General features: G+C 73.1%; 11 protein-coding genes. 3 read left to right on the top strand and 8 right to left on the bottom strand.

The window, feature by feature from the left end:
- Positions 1 to 42 precede the first annotated feature (42 nt).
- A complete protein-coding gene (locus AC3AGO_RS20615) occupies positions 43 to 1,017 on the bottom strand; it encodes a nucleoside triphosphate pyrophosphohydrolase (protein WP_487821700.1) in 975 nt (324 codons plus the stop codon).
- 76 nt (positions 1,018 to 1,093) lie between these two features.
- On the bottom strand, positions 1,094 to 1,765 hold the full coding sequence (locus tag AC3AGO_RS20610; RefSeq protein ID WP_487821699.1) for a SurA N-terminal domain-containing protein: 672 nt from the start codon (positions 1,763 to 1,765) through the stop codon (positions 1,094 to 1,096).
- Positions 1,766 to 2,155: 390 nt separating this feature from the next.
- On the opposite strand from AC3AGO_RS20610, the gene AC3AGO_RS20605 reads away from it, so the two are divergent.
- Complete coding sequence (locus AC3AGO_RS20605) at positions 2,156 to 2,461, top strand: EF-hand domain-containing protein (protein WP_487821698.1); 306 nt, start codon at positions 2,156 to 2,158, stop codon at positions 2,459 to 2,461.
- A 177-nt stretch (positions 2,462 to 2,638) separates the two neighbouring features.
- Here the strand turns inward: AC3AGO_RS20605 and mfd are convergent, their stop codons facing one another.
- From mfd to AC3AGO_RS20590, 3 genes are all read right to left on the bottom strand, one after another.
- Positions 2,639 to 6,217 (bottom strand): transcription-repair coupling factor, encoded by a 3,579-nt coding sequence (gene mfd / locus AC3AGO_RS20600; RefSeq protein ID WP_487821697.1) that lies wholly within the window; start codon positions 6,215 to 6,217, stop codon positions 2,639 to 2,641.
- A 503-nt stretch (positions 6,218 to 6,720) separates the two neighbouring features.
- Positions 6,721 to 9,255: an ABC transporter permease gene (locus AC3AGO_RS20595; RefSeq protein WP_487824732.1), complete on the bottom strand. Its 2,535-nt coding sequence runs from the start codon at positions 9,253 to 9,255 to the stop codon at positions 6,721 to 6,723.
- 44 nt (positions 9,256 to 9,299) lie between these two features.
- Positions 9,300 to 10,136 carry an ABC transporter ATP-binding protein gene (locus AC3AGO_RS20590; protein ID WP_487821696.1) on the bottom strand — a complete coding sequence of 279 codons (837 nt, stop codon included), beginning with the start codon at positions 10,134 to 10,136 and terminating at the stop codon, positions 9,300 to 9,302.
- A gap of 378 nt (positions 10,137 to 10,514) precedes the next feature.
- On the opposite strand from AC3AGO_RS20590, the gene AC3AGO_RS20585 reads away from it, so the two are divergent.
- Both AC3AGO_RS20585 and AC3AGO_RS20580 read left to right on the top strand, forming a co-directional pair.
- Positions 10,515 to 10,934 (top strand): DUF485 domain-containing protein, encoded by a 420-nt coding sequence (locus AC3AGO_RS20585; protein WP_487821695.1) that lies wholly within the window; start codon positions 10,515 to 10,517, stop codon positions 10,932 to 10,934.
- A gap of 6 nt (positions 10,935 to 10,940) precedes the next feature.
- Positions 10,941 to 12,545 carry a sodium/solute symporter gene (locus AC3AGO_RS20580; RefSeq protein WP_487821694.1) on the top strand — a complete coding sequence of 535 codons (1,605 nt, stop codon included), beginning with the start codon at positions 10,941 to 10,943 and terminating at the stop codon, positions 12,543 to 12,545.
- Between the two features lie 87 nt (positions 12,546 to 12,632).
- Here the strand turns inward: AC3AGO_RS20580 and AC3AGO_RS20575 are convergent, their stop codons facing one another.
- The 3 genes from AC3AGO_RS20575 to AC3AGO_RS20565 form a co-directional block, all read right to left on the bottom strand.
- Complete coding sequence (locus tag AC3AGO_RS20575) at positions 12,633 to 13,556, bottom strand: cellulose-binding protein (RefSeq protein ID WP_487821693.1); 924 nt, start codon at positions 13,554 to 13,556, stop codon at positions 12,633 to 12,635.
- Between the two features lie 109 nt (positions 13,557 to 13,665).
- Positions 13,666 to 14,751, bottom strand: a complete 1,086-nt coding sequence (locus tag AC3AGO_RS20570; RefSeq protein WP_487821692.1) for an LCP family protein — start codon at positions 14,749 to 14,751, stop codon at positions 13,666 to 13,668.
- A gap of 72 nt (positions 14,752 to 14,823) precedes the next feature.
- Complete coding sequence (locus tag AC3AGO_RS20565; protein WP_487821691.1) at positions 14,824 to 17,760, bottom strand: SUKH-4 family immunity protein; 2,937 nt, start codon at positions 17,758 to 17,760, stop codon at positions 14,824 to 14,826.
- Positions 17,761 to 17,768: the final 8 nt, after the last annotated feature.

Genomic DNA, 17,768 nt, shown 5'->3' with positions numbered 1-17,768 from the left:
GGACGCGTACCCCCGCCACAGGAATCATGCGGAGGGCACGAATCATGCGAGGCCCTCGGCCGCCCTGAGGGTGTCGCGGTAGGCGCGGGCCGCGGCGCGCAGCGCCGTCTCCGGGTCGGTGCCCTCCGCCTCGGCGCGGGCGGCCAGCGCGAGGAGCTCGTAGCCGACGCCGGGGCCGTGCGGCCGCGGCGCCTCCAGCCCCGCCGTACGGGCCCGGCCCGCCAGCTTCGCCGCCAGCGCCAGCGCCGGCTGGCCCAGCGGGATGCCGTCCGTCACGGAGTCGCGGCCCTTCTCCGCGGCCTTGGTGCGCAGCCAGTGCTCCCGGACCTCCTCGGGCGTCTCGGCCGCCTCCTCGCCGAAGACGTGCGGATGCCGGTGGATCAGCTTCTCCACGATCGTCCCGGCGACGTCGTCGATGGCGAACGGCTCGGCCGGGTCGTCCTGGGCGATCCGGGCGTGGAAGACGACCTGCAGCAGGACGTCGCCGAGTTCCTCGCAGAGCGCGCCCCTGTCGTCCTCCTCGATGGCCTCGACGAGTTCGTACATCTCCTCGACGCCGTACTTCACCAGGTCCTCGTGGGTACGGGCGCCGCTCCACGGGCACTGCGTGCGGATCCGGTCCATGACCTGGACGAGGTCGAGGAGGCGCGCGCCGGGCAGGTCGTACGAACCGGGCAGCAGCTCCAGGTCCGGCATCGCGGGCTCACGGCCGGAACCGGCGATGCGGGCGAGGCCGTCGGTGAGCCGGGGTTCGCCCTCGGCGCCGGCGAGGACCACGACGTCGTGCCCGGCCACGCAGGCGTCGACCAGCTCACGGGCCGGGGGCAGCTCGCCGGCAGTCACCTCGACGCCGGCCTCCCGTACGTACGGCAGCTGCGGGTGTCCCGGGTCGGCGCACAGGACGCGGTGCGCGCCGCGCAGCGCCTGCCAGGCGGGCCAGGACAGCAGACCGGGCGCCACCCTGTGGGTGGTGGTGAGCAGGACGAGACGGCCGGGAGCGGGGCTGATGTCGTTCACGCAGTCGAACGTAACCCACCCGGCGGGGCCGCCCGTACGGCACGGGCTCCGGTGTGAACTCCCGCGCGGGGCGGCGTCACATGGCCTGTTCGCGGTCGGCCTTCGCGCCGGTGAGGTCGCGCAGCCACGGTTCCTTCTCCGTGCCGAGCGTGGCCTTCTTCGTGTCCCACTTGCCGTAGCGAGGGTTCACGTCGATGCGCATCGTGTCGGAGGTCTTCGCGAACATCGCGTTCAGCCGGGCGTTGCCCGTGGGCGACTGGGGGTCGATGCCCCGCTTCTTCGCGATCTTGTCGACGCCGATCTGCATCCGGATCCGGTCGTCGATCTCCCCCGGCGCGATGGCCTGCTGCTGCAGCAGCGTGGCCTCCATCTGCCGGGCGCCGCCCGCCTGTTGCTCCAGCGTGGCGCGCAACTTCTGCACCTCGCCGCGGGACACGGAGACGCCGGCCTCCTTCTCCGCCTGCCGGACGATCCGGTCGCGGATCATCCCGTCCAGCGTGGCGCGGGTCAGCTGTCCGCTGCCCTTGACCATCTGCTCGCCCTGCGGGGCCGCCTGCTGCGCGTCGCGCACGGCGGTGACCTGCGACTGGAGGGCCGCTGTCGTGATGCGGTCCTGCTGCACGACGGCCGCCGCGCCCGGGTGGGCGTCGCTTCCGCACGCGGTGAGCAGCGGAGCCGCGACGGTGAGCGCGGCGGCGGAACACACGGTGAGCGCGGACCTGCGACGGCGGCTGTGCATGAAGCGCATGGGGCCTCCCGGCTGCGGCGAGGGTCGTGCGACGTTGCATGACCTGGCGGTTGCTGATGTTAGGCAAGGGATGTGCCCGTGACCACTGATTCGACGGGGTTCGACGCGGATGCACACGGAAAAGTCCCGTTCCGGGCCAACGAGCAACCCGGCGAGAGGTGGCGCTCCCTGACCCCACGTCAGCCGCGCGCGGGCTCCGCGGGGCTGTCCTCGCCGGGTCCGTGGAGCGAGGGCGGCGGGGGTGCGGGGGCGTCCCCCGGGAGAACGCAGTACGGCCGCCGGGCGGGTGAAGCGGCGCGGGTGCGCCGGGCCGTACGCGGCGTACGGCGGCAGGCTCGGGCCCGTCCGTACACCCGCCGGCACCCCGCCGGCTCCGGAAAGGAACCGTCCATGCGCCGACTCACCGCCACCCTCCTCGCCGCGGCCGCCGCCGGCTGCGCCCTCGCCGCCGCCCCGGCCGCCGTGGCGGTGCCCATGCCGCCGCCCGTCTCGGCGAGCCAGCAGGGCTGGACCCTGGAGTCCGTCGACCGGAACGGCGACGAGTACGTCTCCCTGCGGGAGTTCAGGGACGCCTGGCTGGAGCGCGGCGGCTCGCCCCGGGACGTCGAGAAGACGTTCCGCGAGGCGGACACCGACAAGAACGGCTACCTCTGCGTCAAGGAATGGCCCAACGTGAAGTCCCCGGCCCGCGCCTGACCGGCGCCCCGCGGTACGGCCCCATGGACGTAGGCGACTGGCACCATACGTCCATGGGCCTGCAGCGGATCACCGCGCCCGCACGGGCCCGCCGGGGTACGGGGCCGCCTCGCGGTGGCCCTCACCGGCCACGAGCGCGACCGCGGTCCCTGTCGCCCCGGTGGGGCGCCGTCGCCGTCACGTTCCCACGATCGTGGTGAGGAACTCGCCCACCCAGGAGAGGAGTTCGCGGCCCGTGAGGGGCTTGGCGCCGATGCCGCCCGCCTTGGGGCGGGGGACCAGGATCTGGCTCGCCGCGGACTTGATCACCGAGCGGGGGTAGACGCGGTTCAGGCGGAGCTCCTGGGACTCGCGGAGCTCCACGGGCGAGAACCGTACGTTGTTGCCCTGCAGGGTGATGTCCGTGACGCCGCAGGACCGGGCCAGCATGCGGAGGCCCGCGACGAGCAGCAGGTTCTCCACGGGCTCGGGCAACGGGCCGTAGCGGTCGGTGAGTTCCTCGCGGACGGACTTGATGTCCTCCTCGGAGTTCGCCGAGGCGATGGCGCGGTACGCCTGGAGACGGAGCCGCTCGCCGGGCGCGTAGTCGTGCGGGACATGCGCGTCGACCGGCAGCTCGATCTTGACCTCCAGCGGGGCCTCTTCCTCCTCCGCGCCGCCCTCTTCGAGGGACTTGCGGTAGTCCGCGACGGCCTCGCCGACCATCCGTACGTACAGGTCGAAGCCGACGCCCGCGATGTGCCCGGACTGTTCACCGCCGAGCAGGTTGCCCGCGCCGCGGATCTCCAGGTCCTTCATGGCGACGTACATGCCGGCGCCCATCTCGGTGTGCTGGGCGATCGTCGCCAGCCGCTCGTGCGCGGTCTCGGTGAGCGGCTTCTCCGGCGGGTAGAGGAAGTACGCGTAGCCGCGGTCCCGGCCGCGGCCCACCCGGCCGCGCAGCTGGTGCAGTTGGGACAGCCCGAAGTTGTCGCCGCGCTCCACGATGAGGGTGTTGGCGTTGGAGATGTCGATGCCGTTCTCGACGATGGTGGTCGAGACGAGGACGTCGAACTTCTTCTCCCAGAAGTCCACGACCACCTGTTCCAGGGCCTGTTCGGACATCTGCCCGTGCGCCGTGGCGATGCGCGCCTCGGGGACGGCCTGGCGGAGGCGGGCCGCCGCGCGGTCGATGGAGTCGACCCGGTTGTGGATGTAGAAGACCTGGCCCTCGCGCAGCAGTTCACGCCGGATCGCGGCGCCGATCTGCCGCTCCTCGTACGGCCCGACGAAGGTCAGCACGGGGTGCCGCTCCTCCGGCGGGGTGGTGATCGTCGACATCTCGCGGATGCCGGTGACCGCCATCTCCAGGGTGCGCGGGATGGGCGTCGCCGACATGGTGAGCACGTCGACGTTGGCGCGCAGCTTCTTCAGCTGCTCCTTGTGCTCGACGCCGAACCGCTGCTCCTCGTCGACGACGACCAGGCCCAGCTCCTTGAACTTGGTGTCCGACGAGAACAGCCGGTGGGTGCCGATGACCACGTCCACCGTGCCGTCCTTCAGCCCCTCCAGCACCGCCTTCACCTCGGTGTCGGTCTGGAAGCGGGACAGGGCACGGATGTTGACGGGGAACTGGTGGTAGCGCTCGGTGAACGTCGAGAAGTGCTGCTGCACGAGGAGCGTCGTCGGCACCAGGACGGCGACCTGCTTGCCGTCCTGGACGGCCTTGAACGCGGCCCGCACCGCGATCTCCGTCTTGCCGTAGCCGACGTCGCCGCAGATCAGCCGGTCCATCGGGACCGTCTTCTGCATGTCCTCCTTGACCTCGCCGATGGTGGTCAGCTGGTCCGGCGTCTCCGCGTACGGGAAGGCGTCCTCCAGCTCGCGCTGCCAGGGCGTGTCCGCGCCGAAGGCGTGCCCGGGGGCCGCCATGCGGGCGCTGTAGAGCTTGATGAGGTCGGCGGCGATCTCCTTGACGGCCTTCTTGGCCCGCGCCTTCGTCTTCGTCCAGTCGGCGCCGCCGAGCCGGTGCAGCGAAGGGGCCTCGCCGCCCACGTACTTGGTGATCTGCTCCAGCTGGTCGGTGGGGATGTAGAGCCGGTCGCCGGGCTGGCCCTTCTTCGCCGGCGCGTACTCGACGAGCAGATACTCGCGGGTGGCGCCCTGCACGGTGCGCTGCACCATCTCGATGTACCGGCCCACACCGTGCTGTTCGTGCACGATGAAGTCGCCCGCCTCCAGCGTGAGCGGGTCGATCTGCTTGCGGCGCCGGGCCGGCATCCGCGCGGTGTCCTTGCCCGCGGCCTTCTGGCCCGACAGGTCGGTCTCCGTGAGGACGACGAGCCGCAGCGACTCGTCGATGAAGCCGTGCTCGATGGAGCCGCAGGCGACGTGCACCACGGAGGGGCTGATCTCCCCGAGGTCCGAGTCCAGCCGGGCCGCGACGCCCTCGCCGCTGAGGACCTCGACCGTACGGGCGGCCGGACCGTGGCCCTCCGTCACGTACACACAGCGCCAGCCGTCGGAGAGCCGCCCCTTGGTGTCGGCGATCGCGCGCGCGACGTCGCCGCGGTACGTCTCGGAGGCGCGCATGCCGAGGGTGAGGGTGTCGTCTCCGTCCTCGGCGTCCTCGATCTCACCAGCCGCGCTGCGGCCCATGTCGCCAGAGGCGAACTGGCTCACCGACCACCACATCATGCCCAGTTCGCGGGCGTGTTCGCGGACGTCGGCGATGCCCCAGAGCGAGGCCGCGCCCACGTCGATGGGGGCCTCGCCGCCGCCGGCCGTCGCCGCCCAGGACGCCTGGAGGAACTCCTGACTGGTCGCCACCAGATCGGCGGCGCGCGTACGGACCCGCTCCGGGTCGCAGACCATCGCCATGCTGCCCTCCGGCAGCACGTCGAGCAGCAGCTCCATCTCGTCGACCAGGACCGGCGCGAGGGACTCCATGCCCTCGACGGCGATCCCCTCGGCGATCTTGCCGAGCAGTTCGTCCAGCTCGGGGTGGGCCTCGGCGAGCGCGGCGGCCCGCTCCCGTACGTCCTCGGTCAGCAGCAGCTCACGGCACGGCGGCGCCCACAGGCCGTGCTCGGCGACCTCCAGCGAGCGCTGGTCGGCCACCTTGAAGTAGCGGATCTCCTCGACGTCGTCGCCCCAGAACTCCACCCGCAGCGGGTGCTCCTCGGTGGGCGGGAAGACGTCGAGGATGCCGCCGCGGACGGCGAACTCACCGCGCTTCTCGACCAGTTCGACACGGCTGTACGCGGCGGCCGCGAGCGCGTCGACCGTCTCCTCCAGGTCGTGCGTCTCGCCCTGGTGCAGCGCGACGGGCACCAGATCTCCCAGGCCCTTCACCTGCGGCTGGAGCACGGAACGCACCGGCGCGACGACGACCTGCACCGGCCCGGTCGTCGGGTCGCCGTCGCCGGACGTGGGGTGCGCGAGGCGGCGCAGCACGGCGAGCCGGCGGCCGACGGTGTCGGACCGCGGCGAGAGCCGCTCGTGCGGGAGCGTCTCCCACGAGGGGAACTCCACGATGCCGTCCGGCGGCAGCAGCGTACGGAGCGCCGCCGCGAGGTCCTCCGCCTCGCGGCCCGTCGCCGTGACGGCCAGCACGGGCCGGTCGGCGGAACGGGCGAGGGCGGCGACGGCGAAGGGGCGGGCGGCGGCGGGGCCGACCAGGTCGACGTGCTGCCGGTTTCCGCCGGCCGCGGCCTTGACGGCCTCGTCCAGCGCGGGATCCCGCGCGACGGCATCGAGCAGTCCGGTGAGACTCATGTGACGCATTCCGTCTCGTGTGCTGTGAGTGGGGCGCGCGGTCCCTGAGCGGACAGCGCGTCGGGCCCGGCACGCGGGGCGGGCCGGGGGCGGCCTCCAGCGTACGACGGGCCTGCGGGGCGTGGCGTGGAGTGCGGCGTTCCCCTCCTGTCGGGTGACGGCCTCCCTGGCGGGAGGGGCCCGCCCTTCGCCCCGCATCCCGGGTGGGGTGCGGGGCGAAGGGGCGCACGGGGTCCGGGGCGGAGCCCCGGGAGAAACGGGTAAGGGCGGGACCGGGGCGAACCCCGCACCGGGCGCGGGGGCCCGGAGAAGAGGTGACCCCGCACCCGGGGCGCGTGCCTTGGGGTGCGGGGTGCGTTGCCCTCGCGGGTGCGGTCCGGTGTGCCCACCCGTTCCGCCCCCAGGGCGGACCAGCTGCCCACACCTCCGCGCGGAGCGCGTGCCCACCCCGGGGCGGGGCGGGCCACACCTCGGCGGGCGCCGGCCCACACCGGGCGTGCGGACTACTCCGTGGCTATCGCGTTGAGGACGTTCATTCGGCCGGCCCGGAACGCGGGGACGAGGGCCGCTATCAGGCCCACCAGTGCCGAGCCCGCGAAGACGGCGATGATCGTGCCCCACGGGATCGCCAGTACGCCGAGGCCCTCCAGCGCCAGCAGCTGCTGGGCCGTCGCGCCCCAGCCCATTCCGAGGCCGAGTCCGAGCAGCGCGCCGAACAGGGCGATGACGACGGATTCCAGCCGGACCATCCGCCGCAGCTGCCGCCGCGACAGTCCGATGGCGCGCATGAGGCCGATCTCCCGGGTCCGTTCGACGACGGACAGGGCGAGCGTGTTCACGACGCCCAGGATGGCCACGATGATCGCCAGCGCCAGCAGCCCGTACACGATGTTGAGCAGCTGGCCGATCTGGTCCTTCAGGGTCTCCTTGAAGTCGGCCTGGTCCCGCACCTGGTACTGCGGGTACGGCTTCAGCTCGTCCTTGAGCTGCGAGTACGCGGCCGCTTCCTTGCCGTCCTCCGCCGTGCCGAACATGATCATGTTGAGCGGTACACGGCCCGCCGGGAGGTAGCGCTCGGCCGTGGTGATGCTCGTGTACATCGCGCCCTTGTCGATGGACGTGTCGTCCGAGGTGACCGCGGCGACCCGCAGCTTCGCCGTACGGCCCTTGTCGAACGCGACGGTCAGCGTGTCGCCGGCCTTGACGCCGTGCTTCTTCGCGTAGTCGGTGCCGACCGACATGGCGTTCCTGCCGTACGCGCCGGCCAGTTCGCCCTGGGTCACGTCGCGCTGCAGGTCGTTCATGTACGAGGGGTCGGTGGCGGCGAGTTCCTGGTCCTCCCGCTTGCCGTCCGGCGAGGTGATCTTCGCGTCGACCATCTTGTACGAGGTGACGGTCTCCAGCCCCGGTGTGTTCTCCATCTTCTTCTGCGCGTCCGGGGTGATGGGCTGGCCGCCGTCGGACTGCACGATGAAGTCGGCGCCGACGGACTTGTCCAGCTGGTCCGAGGCGGAGGCCACCATCGAGGAGCCGACCACCGACAGGGACGCGACGAGCGCGAGCCCGATCATCAGCGCGGCCGCGGTGGCGCCCGTACGCCGCGGGTTGCGCAGCGCGTTGCGTTCGGCGAGCCGGCCGACCCGGCCGAAGGGCCGCAGGACGACGGCGGCGAGGCCGCGGACGAACACGGAGGCCAGAACGGGTCCGACGACGATGAAGCCGATCAGGGTGAGGACGATCCCGCCGGCCAGCCACACGGAGCCCGTACCGGCCTTGGTCGCCTGCGTCGCCACGAACAGCAGCACTCCGCCGCCCAGGCTGAGCACCAGTCCGAGCGTGGCGCGTACCGCGCCGGCCCGGCCGCCGGAGGAGATGCCGGCGGAACCGGCGTCGCGCAGGGCCGCCATCGGCGAGACCTTCGCGGCTCGGCGGGCCGGCAGCCATGCGGCGAGCAGGGTGACCACGACGCCGAGCAGGATGCCGGCGGCCGGGGTGGTCCACTTCAGGGTGAGTTCGTCGGTGCTCAGGTTCATGCCGAGCATGCCCATGAGTTCCATGAGCCCGATCGCGAGTCCGACTCCGGCTCCGGCTCCCACCACGGAGCCGACGACGCCGAGCAGCAGCGCCTCGGTGAGCACCGAGCGGTTGACCTGGCTGCGGCTCGATCCGACGGCGCGCATCAGCCCGATCTCCCTGGTGCGCTGGGCGACCAGCATGGAGAACGTGTTGACGATGAGGAAGATGCCGACCAGGACGGCGATTCCGGCGAAGCCGAGCATCGCGTACTTGATGACGTCCATGAAGCCGGCGACGTCCTTCTGCCCCTCGTCGGCCGACTCGCTCTGCGTACGGAAGGTGTAGGCCCCGGCGCCGAACTCCTCGGTGACGTTCTTCTTCAGCGCGGCGTCGGAGACCGTGCCGTCGCCGGTGACCGCGACGCCGGTGAACACGCCCTGCTTGCCGAGGAGTTCACGCTGTGCGCTGGCGGTGTCGAGGTAGAGCACGGCGGCACCGGGGTTGGTGACCCGGAAGGTGGCGACGCCGCTGATGCGCGCGGTGAAGTCGCCGGTGGCGGCGATGGTGCGCAGTTCGTCGCCGAGCTCGAGGTGCTTCTTCTTCGCGGTGTCCGCGTCGATCATCACCTCGGTGGGGCCGCGGGGCCGGTGGCCCTGGGTGACGTCCATGGTGCGGGCGTCGGTCGAGGTCCAGTTGCCGGCGATGGTGGGGGCTCCGGTGGTGGAACCCATGTTCTCGTTGTCGGAGTTGACGACGGTGACGCCCATGCTGACGACCATGCCCTCGGCGGACTTGGCCCCTTCGGCCTTGCCGGCCCGCGCGATGGCGGAGGCGGGCAGCGTCTCCGGCCTGCCGTTGGCGGGCTGTTCGTCGTCGGCCGCCGCCCCCTTGGGGGTGACGGTGACGTCGGGCGAGGTGGCCGCGAAGAGCTTGTCGAAGGTCGCGGTCATGGTGTCGGAGAAGACCAGCGTCCCGCAGACGAAGGCCACGGAGAGCACCACGGCGACGGCGCTGAGCGCCATCCGCCCCTTGTGCGCGACGAAGCCGCGCAGCGAGGTCTTGAGGATCACGACACCCTCCCCGAGGGTTCCGCGCCACCGGCGGCACGGGTCGCCGTACCGGCCGGGCCCGCGCTGTCCATCCGCTTGAGCCTGTCGAGCACGGCGTCCGCGGTGGGCTGCCGCATCTCGTCCACGATCCGGCCGTCGGCGAGGAAGATGACGCGGTCCGCGTAGGCGGCGGCCATCGGGTCGTGCGTGACCATCACGATGGTCTGGCCGAGTTCGTCGACCGAACGCCGTAAGAAGCCCAGGACTTCGGTGCCGGCGCGGGAGTCGAGGTTGCCGGTCGGCTCGTCACCGAAGATGATCTCCGGCTTGCTCGCCAGCGCCCGGGCTACGGCGACGCGCTGCTGCTGGCCGCCGGACAGCTGGCTCGGCCGGTGCTTCAGGCGGTCGCCGATCCCTAGGGTCGCGATCACCATCTGCACCCACTCCTTGTCGGGCTTGCGGCCCGCGATGTCCATGGGGAGCGTGATGTTCTCGCCCGCGTTCAGCGTGGGCAGCAGGTTGAACGCCTGGAAGACGAACCCGATCCGGTCGCGGCGCAGTTGGGTGAGCTTCTTGTCCTTCAGCCCCGTGATCTCCTGCCCGCCCAGCCAGATCTGCCCTTCCGTCACCGTGTCGAGCCCGGCGAGGCAGTGCATCAGCGTGGACTTGCCGGACCCGGAGGGGCCCATGATGGCGGTGAAGGCTCCCCGTTCGATGTCCGCGTCGACCCGGTCCAGGGCCAGCACCCGGGTCTCCCCCGACCCGTACGCCTTGACGACCTGACGTGCTGCGGCGACGACGGACGTCCCCGCGCCCCGGCCCCCGCTCGTGAACTCCGTTACAGCCGTGGTCACAGCTTTTCCCCTCAAGTCATCGGAAGCCGGTTGTGGGTACCGAGCTTTCCGTGTCGAAGAGGCCCCCGCGATGGTGCTGTTCCGCGTCTTCGGCCTGTGGTTACCCCCACCACGCCGATGCGGCCCCCTGCTGCACAGCAGGCTAGGGAGGGGCGAAGACCAACTCGTCGTGCCGGAGGACGACACGCATCTCATCCTCCCAACGGGGCTTCCCCTAGGGGCTGTTGCACTTCCGCTGGACAGAACCGGGGTTACTGTCGGTTCGGATGCGCGGCCCGTGACAGCTTCGTCCACGGCCCTTCCGCCCGGAGTGCACTCGTGAGTAACGTGCGTCCACCCCCCGGGCGCCCGGCCCCCTGCACAAGGGAGGACCCGCGCATGTCGTTCCACACCCCCCGCCACCGCTACGTCCCCGCCCCGCCCGCGTACCCGCCGGCCCCCACGGTGCCGCCCGCACCGCCGCCCGCCGCCGGCGACGAACTGCGCCGGCTGCGCTCCGCGTACCGGCTGCTGCGCCGCAGCACGACGTTCGCCGCGCTCGGCTATTACGTCGCGTTCCTCCTCCTCGCCGGCTACGCGCCCGACGTGATGGGGGCGTACGTCGGCGGTACGTCGTTCACCCTCGGCACCGTCCTGGGGCTGCTGCAGATCCCGGTGACGCTGCTGGCCGTCGCCGGGTACGAGCGGATCGCCCGCAGCACGGTCGACCCCGCGGCCCAGCGCGTCCGCACCGCGGAACGCGAGGCCGCGGCCGCCGCCCCGGCGGGCCGGCCGTACGCACGCGAGCGGCGGAGGTGAACCGCCGTGCCGGGCCACAGCATTGACGCCTCGTCACAGTCCCTGTCCTTCGCGATCTTCGCGGCGGTCGTCAGCATCACCCTGCTGCTGTGCATCATGACCAGCGCCGAACGCGAGGACCTGACGGAGTACTACACCGGCTTCCGCACTCTCGCCCCGCTGCGCAACGGCCTCGCCATCGCGGGCGACTACATCTCCGCGGCGGCCGTACTGTCCACCGTCGGCATCATCGCGCTCACCGGCTTCGACGGGCTGACCCTAGCGCTCAGCACCGCCCTGTCGCTGCTGCTGATGATGTTCCTGCTGGCCGAACCGCTGCGGAACGCGGGCCGGTTCACCATGGCCGACGTCCTCACCCGGCGCGCCGGCAGCCGTGCCGTACGGATCGCGTCCTGCGCGGTGACGCTGCTCGCCCTGCTGCCGATGATGGTGTTCCAACTGGTCGGCACCGGCCATCTGGTCACCCTGATCCTGGGCTTCGAGGGCTCCTCCGTCCGTACGGGCACGATCGTCACGCTCGGCCTGCTGATGATCGGTTACGCCTCGCTCGGCGGGATGAAGGGCACCGCGCTGATCCACATCATCAAGATCGTGGTGCTGATGGGGGCCGCGGCGCTGCTGGCCGCTCTCGTACTGGAGAGGGTCGGCTGGAACCCCTCGCACCTGCTCGCCATGGCCCGGGACGGCAGCGGCGCGGGCGACGCCTATCTGCGCGCGGGACTGCTCCAGGCGAGCAGCGGCGGCCCGTCCGGGCTGAGCGAACTCGACATGATCAGCGCCGCGTTGACGGTGGTGCTGGGCGCGGCCTGCCTGCCGCACGTCACGATGCGCATGAACACCGCGCGGGACGCGCCCGCCATCCGCCGCGCGATGAGCTGGGCTGTCGGCATCACCACGGTGTTCGTCCTGCTCATCGCGATCATCGGTACGGGCGCCGTGGCGCTCCTGGGGCACCGCGCGATCGCGGCGGGCGGACCGCAGGGCAGCACCGCGTTCATCCAGCTGGGGCAGGCCGTGGTCCGCAGCAGCCAGGGCTTCGCGACCTTCGTCTTCGCGGCCGTCGCCACCGCGGTCTTCCTCACCCTGCTCTCGTCCGTCGCCGGCATGATCCTGGCCTGCGGCAACTCCCTCGCACACGATCTGTACGCGGAGGTGCTGCGCCGCGGACGGGCCGGTATGGCGGGCGAGATGCTCACCGCGCGGCTGGCCGGCTTCGCCGTGGGCCTGCCCGCCATCGCGCTCGCCGTCGTCGTCCAGGACCGCGGACTGCAGTCGCTGATCACGCTCTCGTTCTGCGTCGGCGCGTCCGCGATCGCGCCCGCGCTGGTCTACAGCCTCTTCTGGCGCGGCTACACCCGTACCGGCCTGCTGTGGACCCTGCTCGGCGGCACCGTCTCGGTGGTGGTGGTGCTGGTGTTCTCGCGGATGTTCTCCGGCAGCCCCCAGGCCCTCCTCCCCGAGGAGGACTTCAGCGTCTTCCCGCTGACCACGACCGGGCTGATCACGATCCCGGTCGGCTTCCTGCTGGGCCGGCTCGGCTCCCGCGGCGGACGCGGCACCCCCCTGCCGTACGCGGAGGCCGAGCCGCACATCCTCGCCGGACGGTCCTGACGCTGACTCGCCGGGCGGTCCTGAGCCGCGGCCCCTGGCCGGGGTGCCCCGGGCGGCGGCCCCGGCAGGGCCGCCGCGGGGTCCGGGTCAGTCCGCCATGCTCCGCTGGGTCTGCTCGGGCAGCGAGACCCCGGCGTCCGGGGCCTTGCCGGTGAGGGAGGCCAGGCTGCTGCGCACGTGCGTCATGTGCTGCCGCAACTCCTCGGCGCGCTCCTCGTGTTCGCGCAGCACCCGCTCCGTCTCGCGGTCGATGCCCTCCTCCCGCATCCGCGCCTTGGTGATCAGCTCCTCGCCCTGCGCGTCCGCGTCCTCCTGGCGGTGCCGCGCCGCCTCCGACGCCTCGGCCTTGGCCCGCTTCGCCTCCGCGATCAGATGCTCGCCGCGCTCCTCCAGGTCCGCGATCCGCGTCTCGATCGCGCTCTCCTTCTCGTCCAGCTCCCGGTCCAGCGCGTCCGACTCGGCGGCCTGCTCCTTCTCCTGCTCGGCCAGCAGCGCCGAGCACCGCCGCGAGGTGTCCTTCAGCGTGTCGGCCGCGGCCCGCCGGGTCTCCTCCGCCTCGTCCCGCGCCGCGGCACGGAGCCCGTCCGCCGACTCCTGCGCCGCGTCGAGGGTGCGGACGGCCGCGGCCTCCGTCTCGGCCCGCACCCGGGACGACTCCTCGCGGGCGGCGTCGCGCAGCTCCCGGGCCGCCTCGTCGACGCGTTCGCCCAGCTCCTGCACCTCGGCCTGGGCCGCGGCCCGTACTTCCTCGGCCTCCGCCTCGGCCATCCCGAGCAGCTCCTGCGCACGGTCCCCGAGCGATTCGAAGGTCTGCGGCGGCAGCGCGGTGACCACACCCTGCAGCCGCTCGGCCTCATCCGACAGCTCCTTCGCGAGTACGGTCAGCTTCGCGGCGCGCTCCCACGCCGCCTCGCACTCCTCCCGCAGATCGGACGCCCTGACGTCGACCTGCTCGGGACGGTAGCCGCGACCCCGTACGACAACGAAGCCGTGCGGTGACGACGCACTCATATCGAGCCCCTTACCTCAGCGAACCTGCAACACAGCGGCACATCATTCTTCGTCCGGCCGAAGCGCCCATAACGCGACACTCCGCCCCGAGCCCGCCCCCAAGGATGCGCTACTTCACCTGTGTTGCCGTAATCGGCACATCCCGGCCCAACTGCTCGAAAAGTTCCCTCGCCCGATCCCTGTCCCAGAGCACCACATCGCCGATCCCGGGCACGCTGAGCGCGCTGTTCGCGACCGGGACCGTCGTCGTACCCCCGTCGCCCTTCGTCAGTCCTCTGACCTTCCACGCCATCCATGTGAGTGACGGAACGCCGGTACCGTCGTCGACGGTCACCGCGTCCAGCGCCGCGCCGGTGAACGGATAGAAGGTGAACGGGTTCAGCAGCACCGACGGCGAGGTCGCCTGCTGCGCGATCGCCGCGAGCAGCTTCTGCTGCCGCTTGACCCGGCCCAGATCGCCCTCCGGATCGCTGTAGCGGGCCCGCGCGAAGGCGAGCGCCTGGTTGCCGTCCAGCGTCTGGCAGCCGGCGTCGAGGTCGGCCCCCGACTTCTCGTCGTGCAGCGGCTTGTCGAGGCAGACCCGCACCCCGCCGAGCGCGTCGACGATGCCGGTGAAACCGAGGAAGTCGACCTCCGCGTAATGGTCGAGGCGCAGCCCGGTCGTCTCCTCGACGGTGCGGGTCAGAAGCTCGGGACCGCCGGTGGCGTACGCGGAGTTGAGCTTGTTCCTGCCGTGCCCGGGGACCGGTACGTACGAGTCGCGGGGCAGGCTGACGAGGTAGGGGCCGGACGAGCCGTAGTGCAGCACCATCATCGTGTCGGTGTTCCGCTCGTCGGCGCCGCCCACATGCAGCTCCTTGCGCTGCTCCGGCGTCAGGTCGGCACGCGAGTCGGTGCCGATCACCAGCCAGTTGGTGCCCTTGCCCGACTCGGGGCGGCCCGCGTAGTCGGCGAGCGCCGGGGTCTCCTTGAGCCGGTACTCGGCCCACGCGTACGTACCGACGGCGACGATCACGACCAGCGCGGCGACCAGCAGGGCGATGCGGCGGAGCCGGCCGGGGCGCCGCGGTCCCTTCCGCGGGCCCCACCCCGACGGGCCCTGGCCTCTCGGGTTCTGACGCCGTTTCCGGCCGCGGAAGTGACGCTCTGCCCGGTAGAGCGTGCTGTTGCTCGGCGGAGGCAGCTGGTCGCTCATCCCCCGAACCTGACACGTAAAGCGGCGGGCTGCGCGTCGGCGGCCCGCCGGGTTACGGCGTTCGGGCGGGCCTCAGAACAGGCCGTCCCACATCTGCTCCAGCAGCACCGACCACCAGTTCTCCGGCGAGGACAGCGCCGCCGGGTCCAGCGCGGCCAGCTGCATCTGGAAGTCGACGGTCCAGCGGCCCGCCTGTTCCTGCGTCAGCCCGTAGCGCAGCCGCCACATCCGGCCGAGCAGGGCGAGGCAGCGGGTGAACTCCGGGAGCCCGGTGTTCACGAACTGCGGCTGCGCGGGCTGCCCTCCGGGGCCGCCCTCCATCGGGACGGCGACAATGTGCGCCGTCCCGTACTGCACGCACAGCTGCCGGCCGAAGTCGTTGCCCATCACGAGGTACGAGCCGGCGTCGGCGCCCGGCTGCACGCCGCGCTCCTGCGCCAGCTCCGCCAGCGTCGGCACCGGGCGGCCCGGCTGGGCCTGGCCCCAGAAGAACGGGCCCATGTCGAGCGGCAGTCCGGCCCACACCAGCAGCTGCCCGACGATGTCGGGCACGCCCTGCCGGGACACCGCGTGCTGGTCGAAGCGGAACACGCCCTGCGGGCCGAAGGCCTGCTGGAGCTCCTGGCCGATCGCGTCCGGCGGGACCGGCGGCGCGGGCTGGATCTGCTGCGGCGGCGGCAGCGGCGCCCGGTGCGGCGCCGGCCGCGCCGGGCCGTCCGCGACCTGGTGCAGCTCGCCCTGATGCTCCAGCAGATGCCGCATGCCCTGCCGGCGGGACGCGTGGTCCGTGCCGTACGGCGCTGTGCTGGTGATCCGCACCTGCGGCCACGTCTCGCGGATCATCCGCGCGCAGTAGCCGCCCGGCAGATCGCAGGACTCCAACTCCGTGTGCAGCTCCAGCACTTGCTGCGGCGGCACGTTCATCCCGCGCAGCTCGTGCAGGATCTGCCACTCCGGATGCGGGGTGCCGGGCGCGGAACGGCGGATCAGCTGCTGCTCGGAGCCGTCCGGCGCGCGGTAGCGCAGTACGGCCATGTAGCCGGGGCCCACGGTGGGCTGGCCGGTGTTCTGCGGATAGCCGTACGCGGGGCCGCCTGCGGGCGGGCCGCCGGCCGGCTGCGGGGGCGGCCCGGGCGGAGGCGGCGTACCGGCAGGCACCACTGGCGGAGTGCCCGGGGCGCCCGGCGCTGGGGGCGGGCCCGGAGCGGCGGGCGGGGCTCCCGGCGGGGGCGGGGTCCCGGCGGGGCCGGCGAGCATGGTCGCGGCGTGGTGCACGTCGTTGCCGCCACCCGGGCCGCCGGCCGGGGCCGACGGGGCGGGCGGGGGCGCGGGGGGCTGGGGCGGGGCACCGGGTCCGCTGCCCTGCGCGGGCTCGGCGAACACGGTCGCCGCGTGGTGCACGCCGTCCTTGTCGTCCGAACCGGCGGGCTGTCCACCGCTGTTGGCCACGTCGTCGGCGGACACCATCTGGGTCGGCACATAGCCGCCCGCGGGCGCACCGGGCGCACCGGAGCCGGCGGGTGCGGAGGCACCCGGGCGGGCGCCGGGGGTGCCGGGCGCGCCGGGAGGCGGCGGCACGGAGGGGCCGCTGCCGCGCCGCGAGGGGCCCGACGGGGCGGAACCCTCCCGCGGGGCACGGCTGGTGTCGGCGTCCGCGATGTCGGCGGCGCCGGCCTCGGCAGGCAGCGGGCCGCCGGGCGGGTTCGGGGTGTGGGGCGCGTGGGGCACACCGGGAGCCGCGGGGGCGGCCTGTCCGCTCGGTCCGCCCTGTCCGCCCGGTTCGGCGAGCATGGTCGCCGCGTGGTGCACGCCGCCCGTGGAGTCGTCGCCCGAGGGGGCGTCCGGGGAGTCGCCGCCCTGCTTCCCCTCCGGGCCGTCGGCGGCCGGGGAGGCCGCGGTCTGCGGCAACCCCCCGCCGTCCGGCATCAGTTCGGTACGCGCCTCGGCCTCCGGGGCCGGCGCGGGCTCCTCCTCGTCGTCCTCCCCGGCGAGGGGCGGCGCGAACACGGTGGCGGGCGGCGCCTGCGCCTCGCCGCTCCCGGAGGAGCTGGTGTCCGCGGCGTCCCAGGCGCTCCCGGCGCCCCGCGTCACGGCGTCCCAGCCGCTGCCCGGGCCGGGCGTACCGGCGGCAGAGCCCGCACCCGGCGCGCTGGAGACCGCGTCCCAACCACTCGCGGACGCGGGCGGACCGGGCGGCGGAGCGTCGGCGGAAGGCACGGCGTCGGCGGGCGTGGCACCGCCCGAACCGTTCGTCGCACCGGGCGCGTTGGTCTCCGCGCCGGAGCCGGAAGCCGACGGCGTGGCCGCACCCGGCCCGCTGGACACGGCGTCCCAGTCGCTCGCGGCCGCGGCCGGGCCGGCGGGCGTACCGGGCGGTGGAGCGTCGGCGGAAGGCACCGCGTCGGCAGGTGTGAAGCCGGAGGGCACGGCGTCGGCGGGCGTGTCACCGGACGAACCGTTCGGCGTACCGGGCGAGTCGGACCCCGCGCCGGGGCCGCGGGATACGGCGTCCCAGTCCGGCGTGCCCGCCGAGGGCGGCGCGCTCGGCGGCGGAGGCGCACCCGGACCCGCGGACGCGGCAGCGGGCGTGCCGGCAACGGGGGTGCCGGCGACAGGGGTGCCGGCGGCGGGGCGGTCCGAGGCGGAGCGGTCCGCCGCCTCCTGGAGCCACTCGGGCGGGGTGAGCAGGAAGGACGTCGCCTCCAAGTCCACGCGCTGGGGCGGCGCGTCGGAGGGCGCGGGCGCGGCGCGGCGGCCGTACTCCTCCTCGTAGCGGCGGATGACCTCGCCCACGGGGAGGCCCGGCCACAGCGTCACATCGCCGGTGTCCCGGGCCACGACGAGCCGGACCCGGCTGCCGTCCGACGTCGGGCCGTCGTCGCGGTCCTCCGCCCACGCCACGAAGCCCAGGTCGAACTCCCGGACCCGCACCTCGCGTTGCTGGTAGCCGGGGACGTCCGCGTTCACCCAGCGCTCCGCGCGCTCCTGCGCCTGTGCGAAGGTCACCATCGCGCCCT

It is taken from the genome of Streptomyces sp. BL1 (assembly GCF_057628045.1).
This window is presented reverse-complemented; position numbering and strand designations above follow the sequence as displayed.

Coding starts and splice junctions, on each gene's coding strand:
- mfd (WP_487821697.1), bottom strand. CDS start 6,217: ATGAGTCTCACCGGACTGCTCGATGCCGTCGCGCGGGATCCCGCGCTG.
- AC3AGO_RS20565 (WP_487821691.1), bottom strand. CDS start 17,760: ATGGTGACCTTCGCACAGGCGCAGGAGCGCGCGGAGCGCTGGGTGAAC.
- AC3AGO_RS20585 (WP_487821695.1), top strand. CDS start 10,515: ATGTCGTTCCACACCCCCCGCCACCGCTACGTCCCCGCCCCGCCCGCG.
- AC3AGO_RS20575 (WP_487821693.1), bottom strand. CDS start 13,556: ATGAGTGCGTCGTCACCGCACGGCTTCGTTGTCGTACGGGGTCGCGGC.
- AC3AGO_RS20605 (WP_487821698.1), top strand. CDS start 2,156: ATGCGCCGACTCACCGCCACCCTCCTCGCCGCGGCCGCCGCCGGCTGC.
- AC3AGO_RS20610 (WP_487821699.1), bottom strand. CDS start 1,765: ATGCGCTTCATGCACAGCCGCCGTCGCAGGTCCGCGCTCACCGTGTGT.
- AC3AGO_RS20570 (WP_487821692.1), bottom strand. CDS start 14,751: ATGAGCGACCAGCTGCCTCCGCCGAGCAACAGCACGCTCTACCGGGCA.
- AC3AGO_RS20595 (WP_487824732.1), bottom strand. CDS start 9,255: ATGGCGCTCAGCGCCGTCGCCGTGGTGCTCTCCGTGGCCTTCGTCTGC.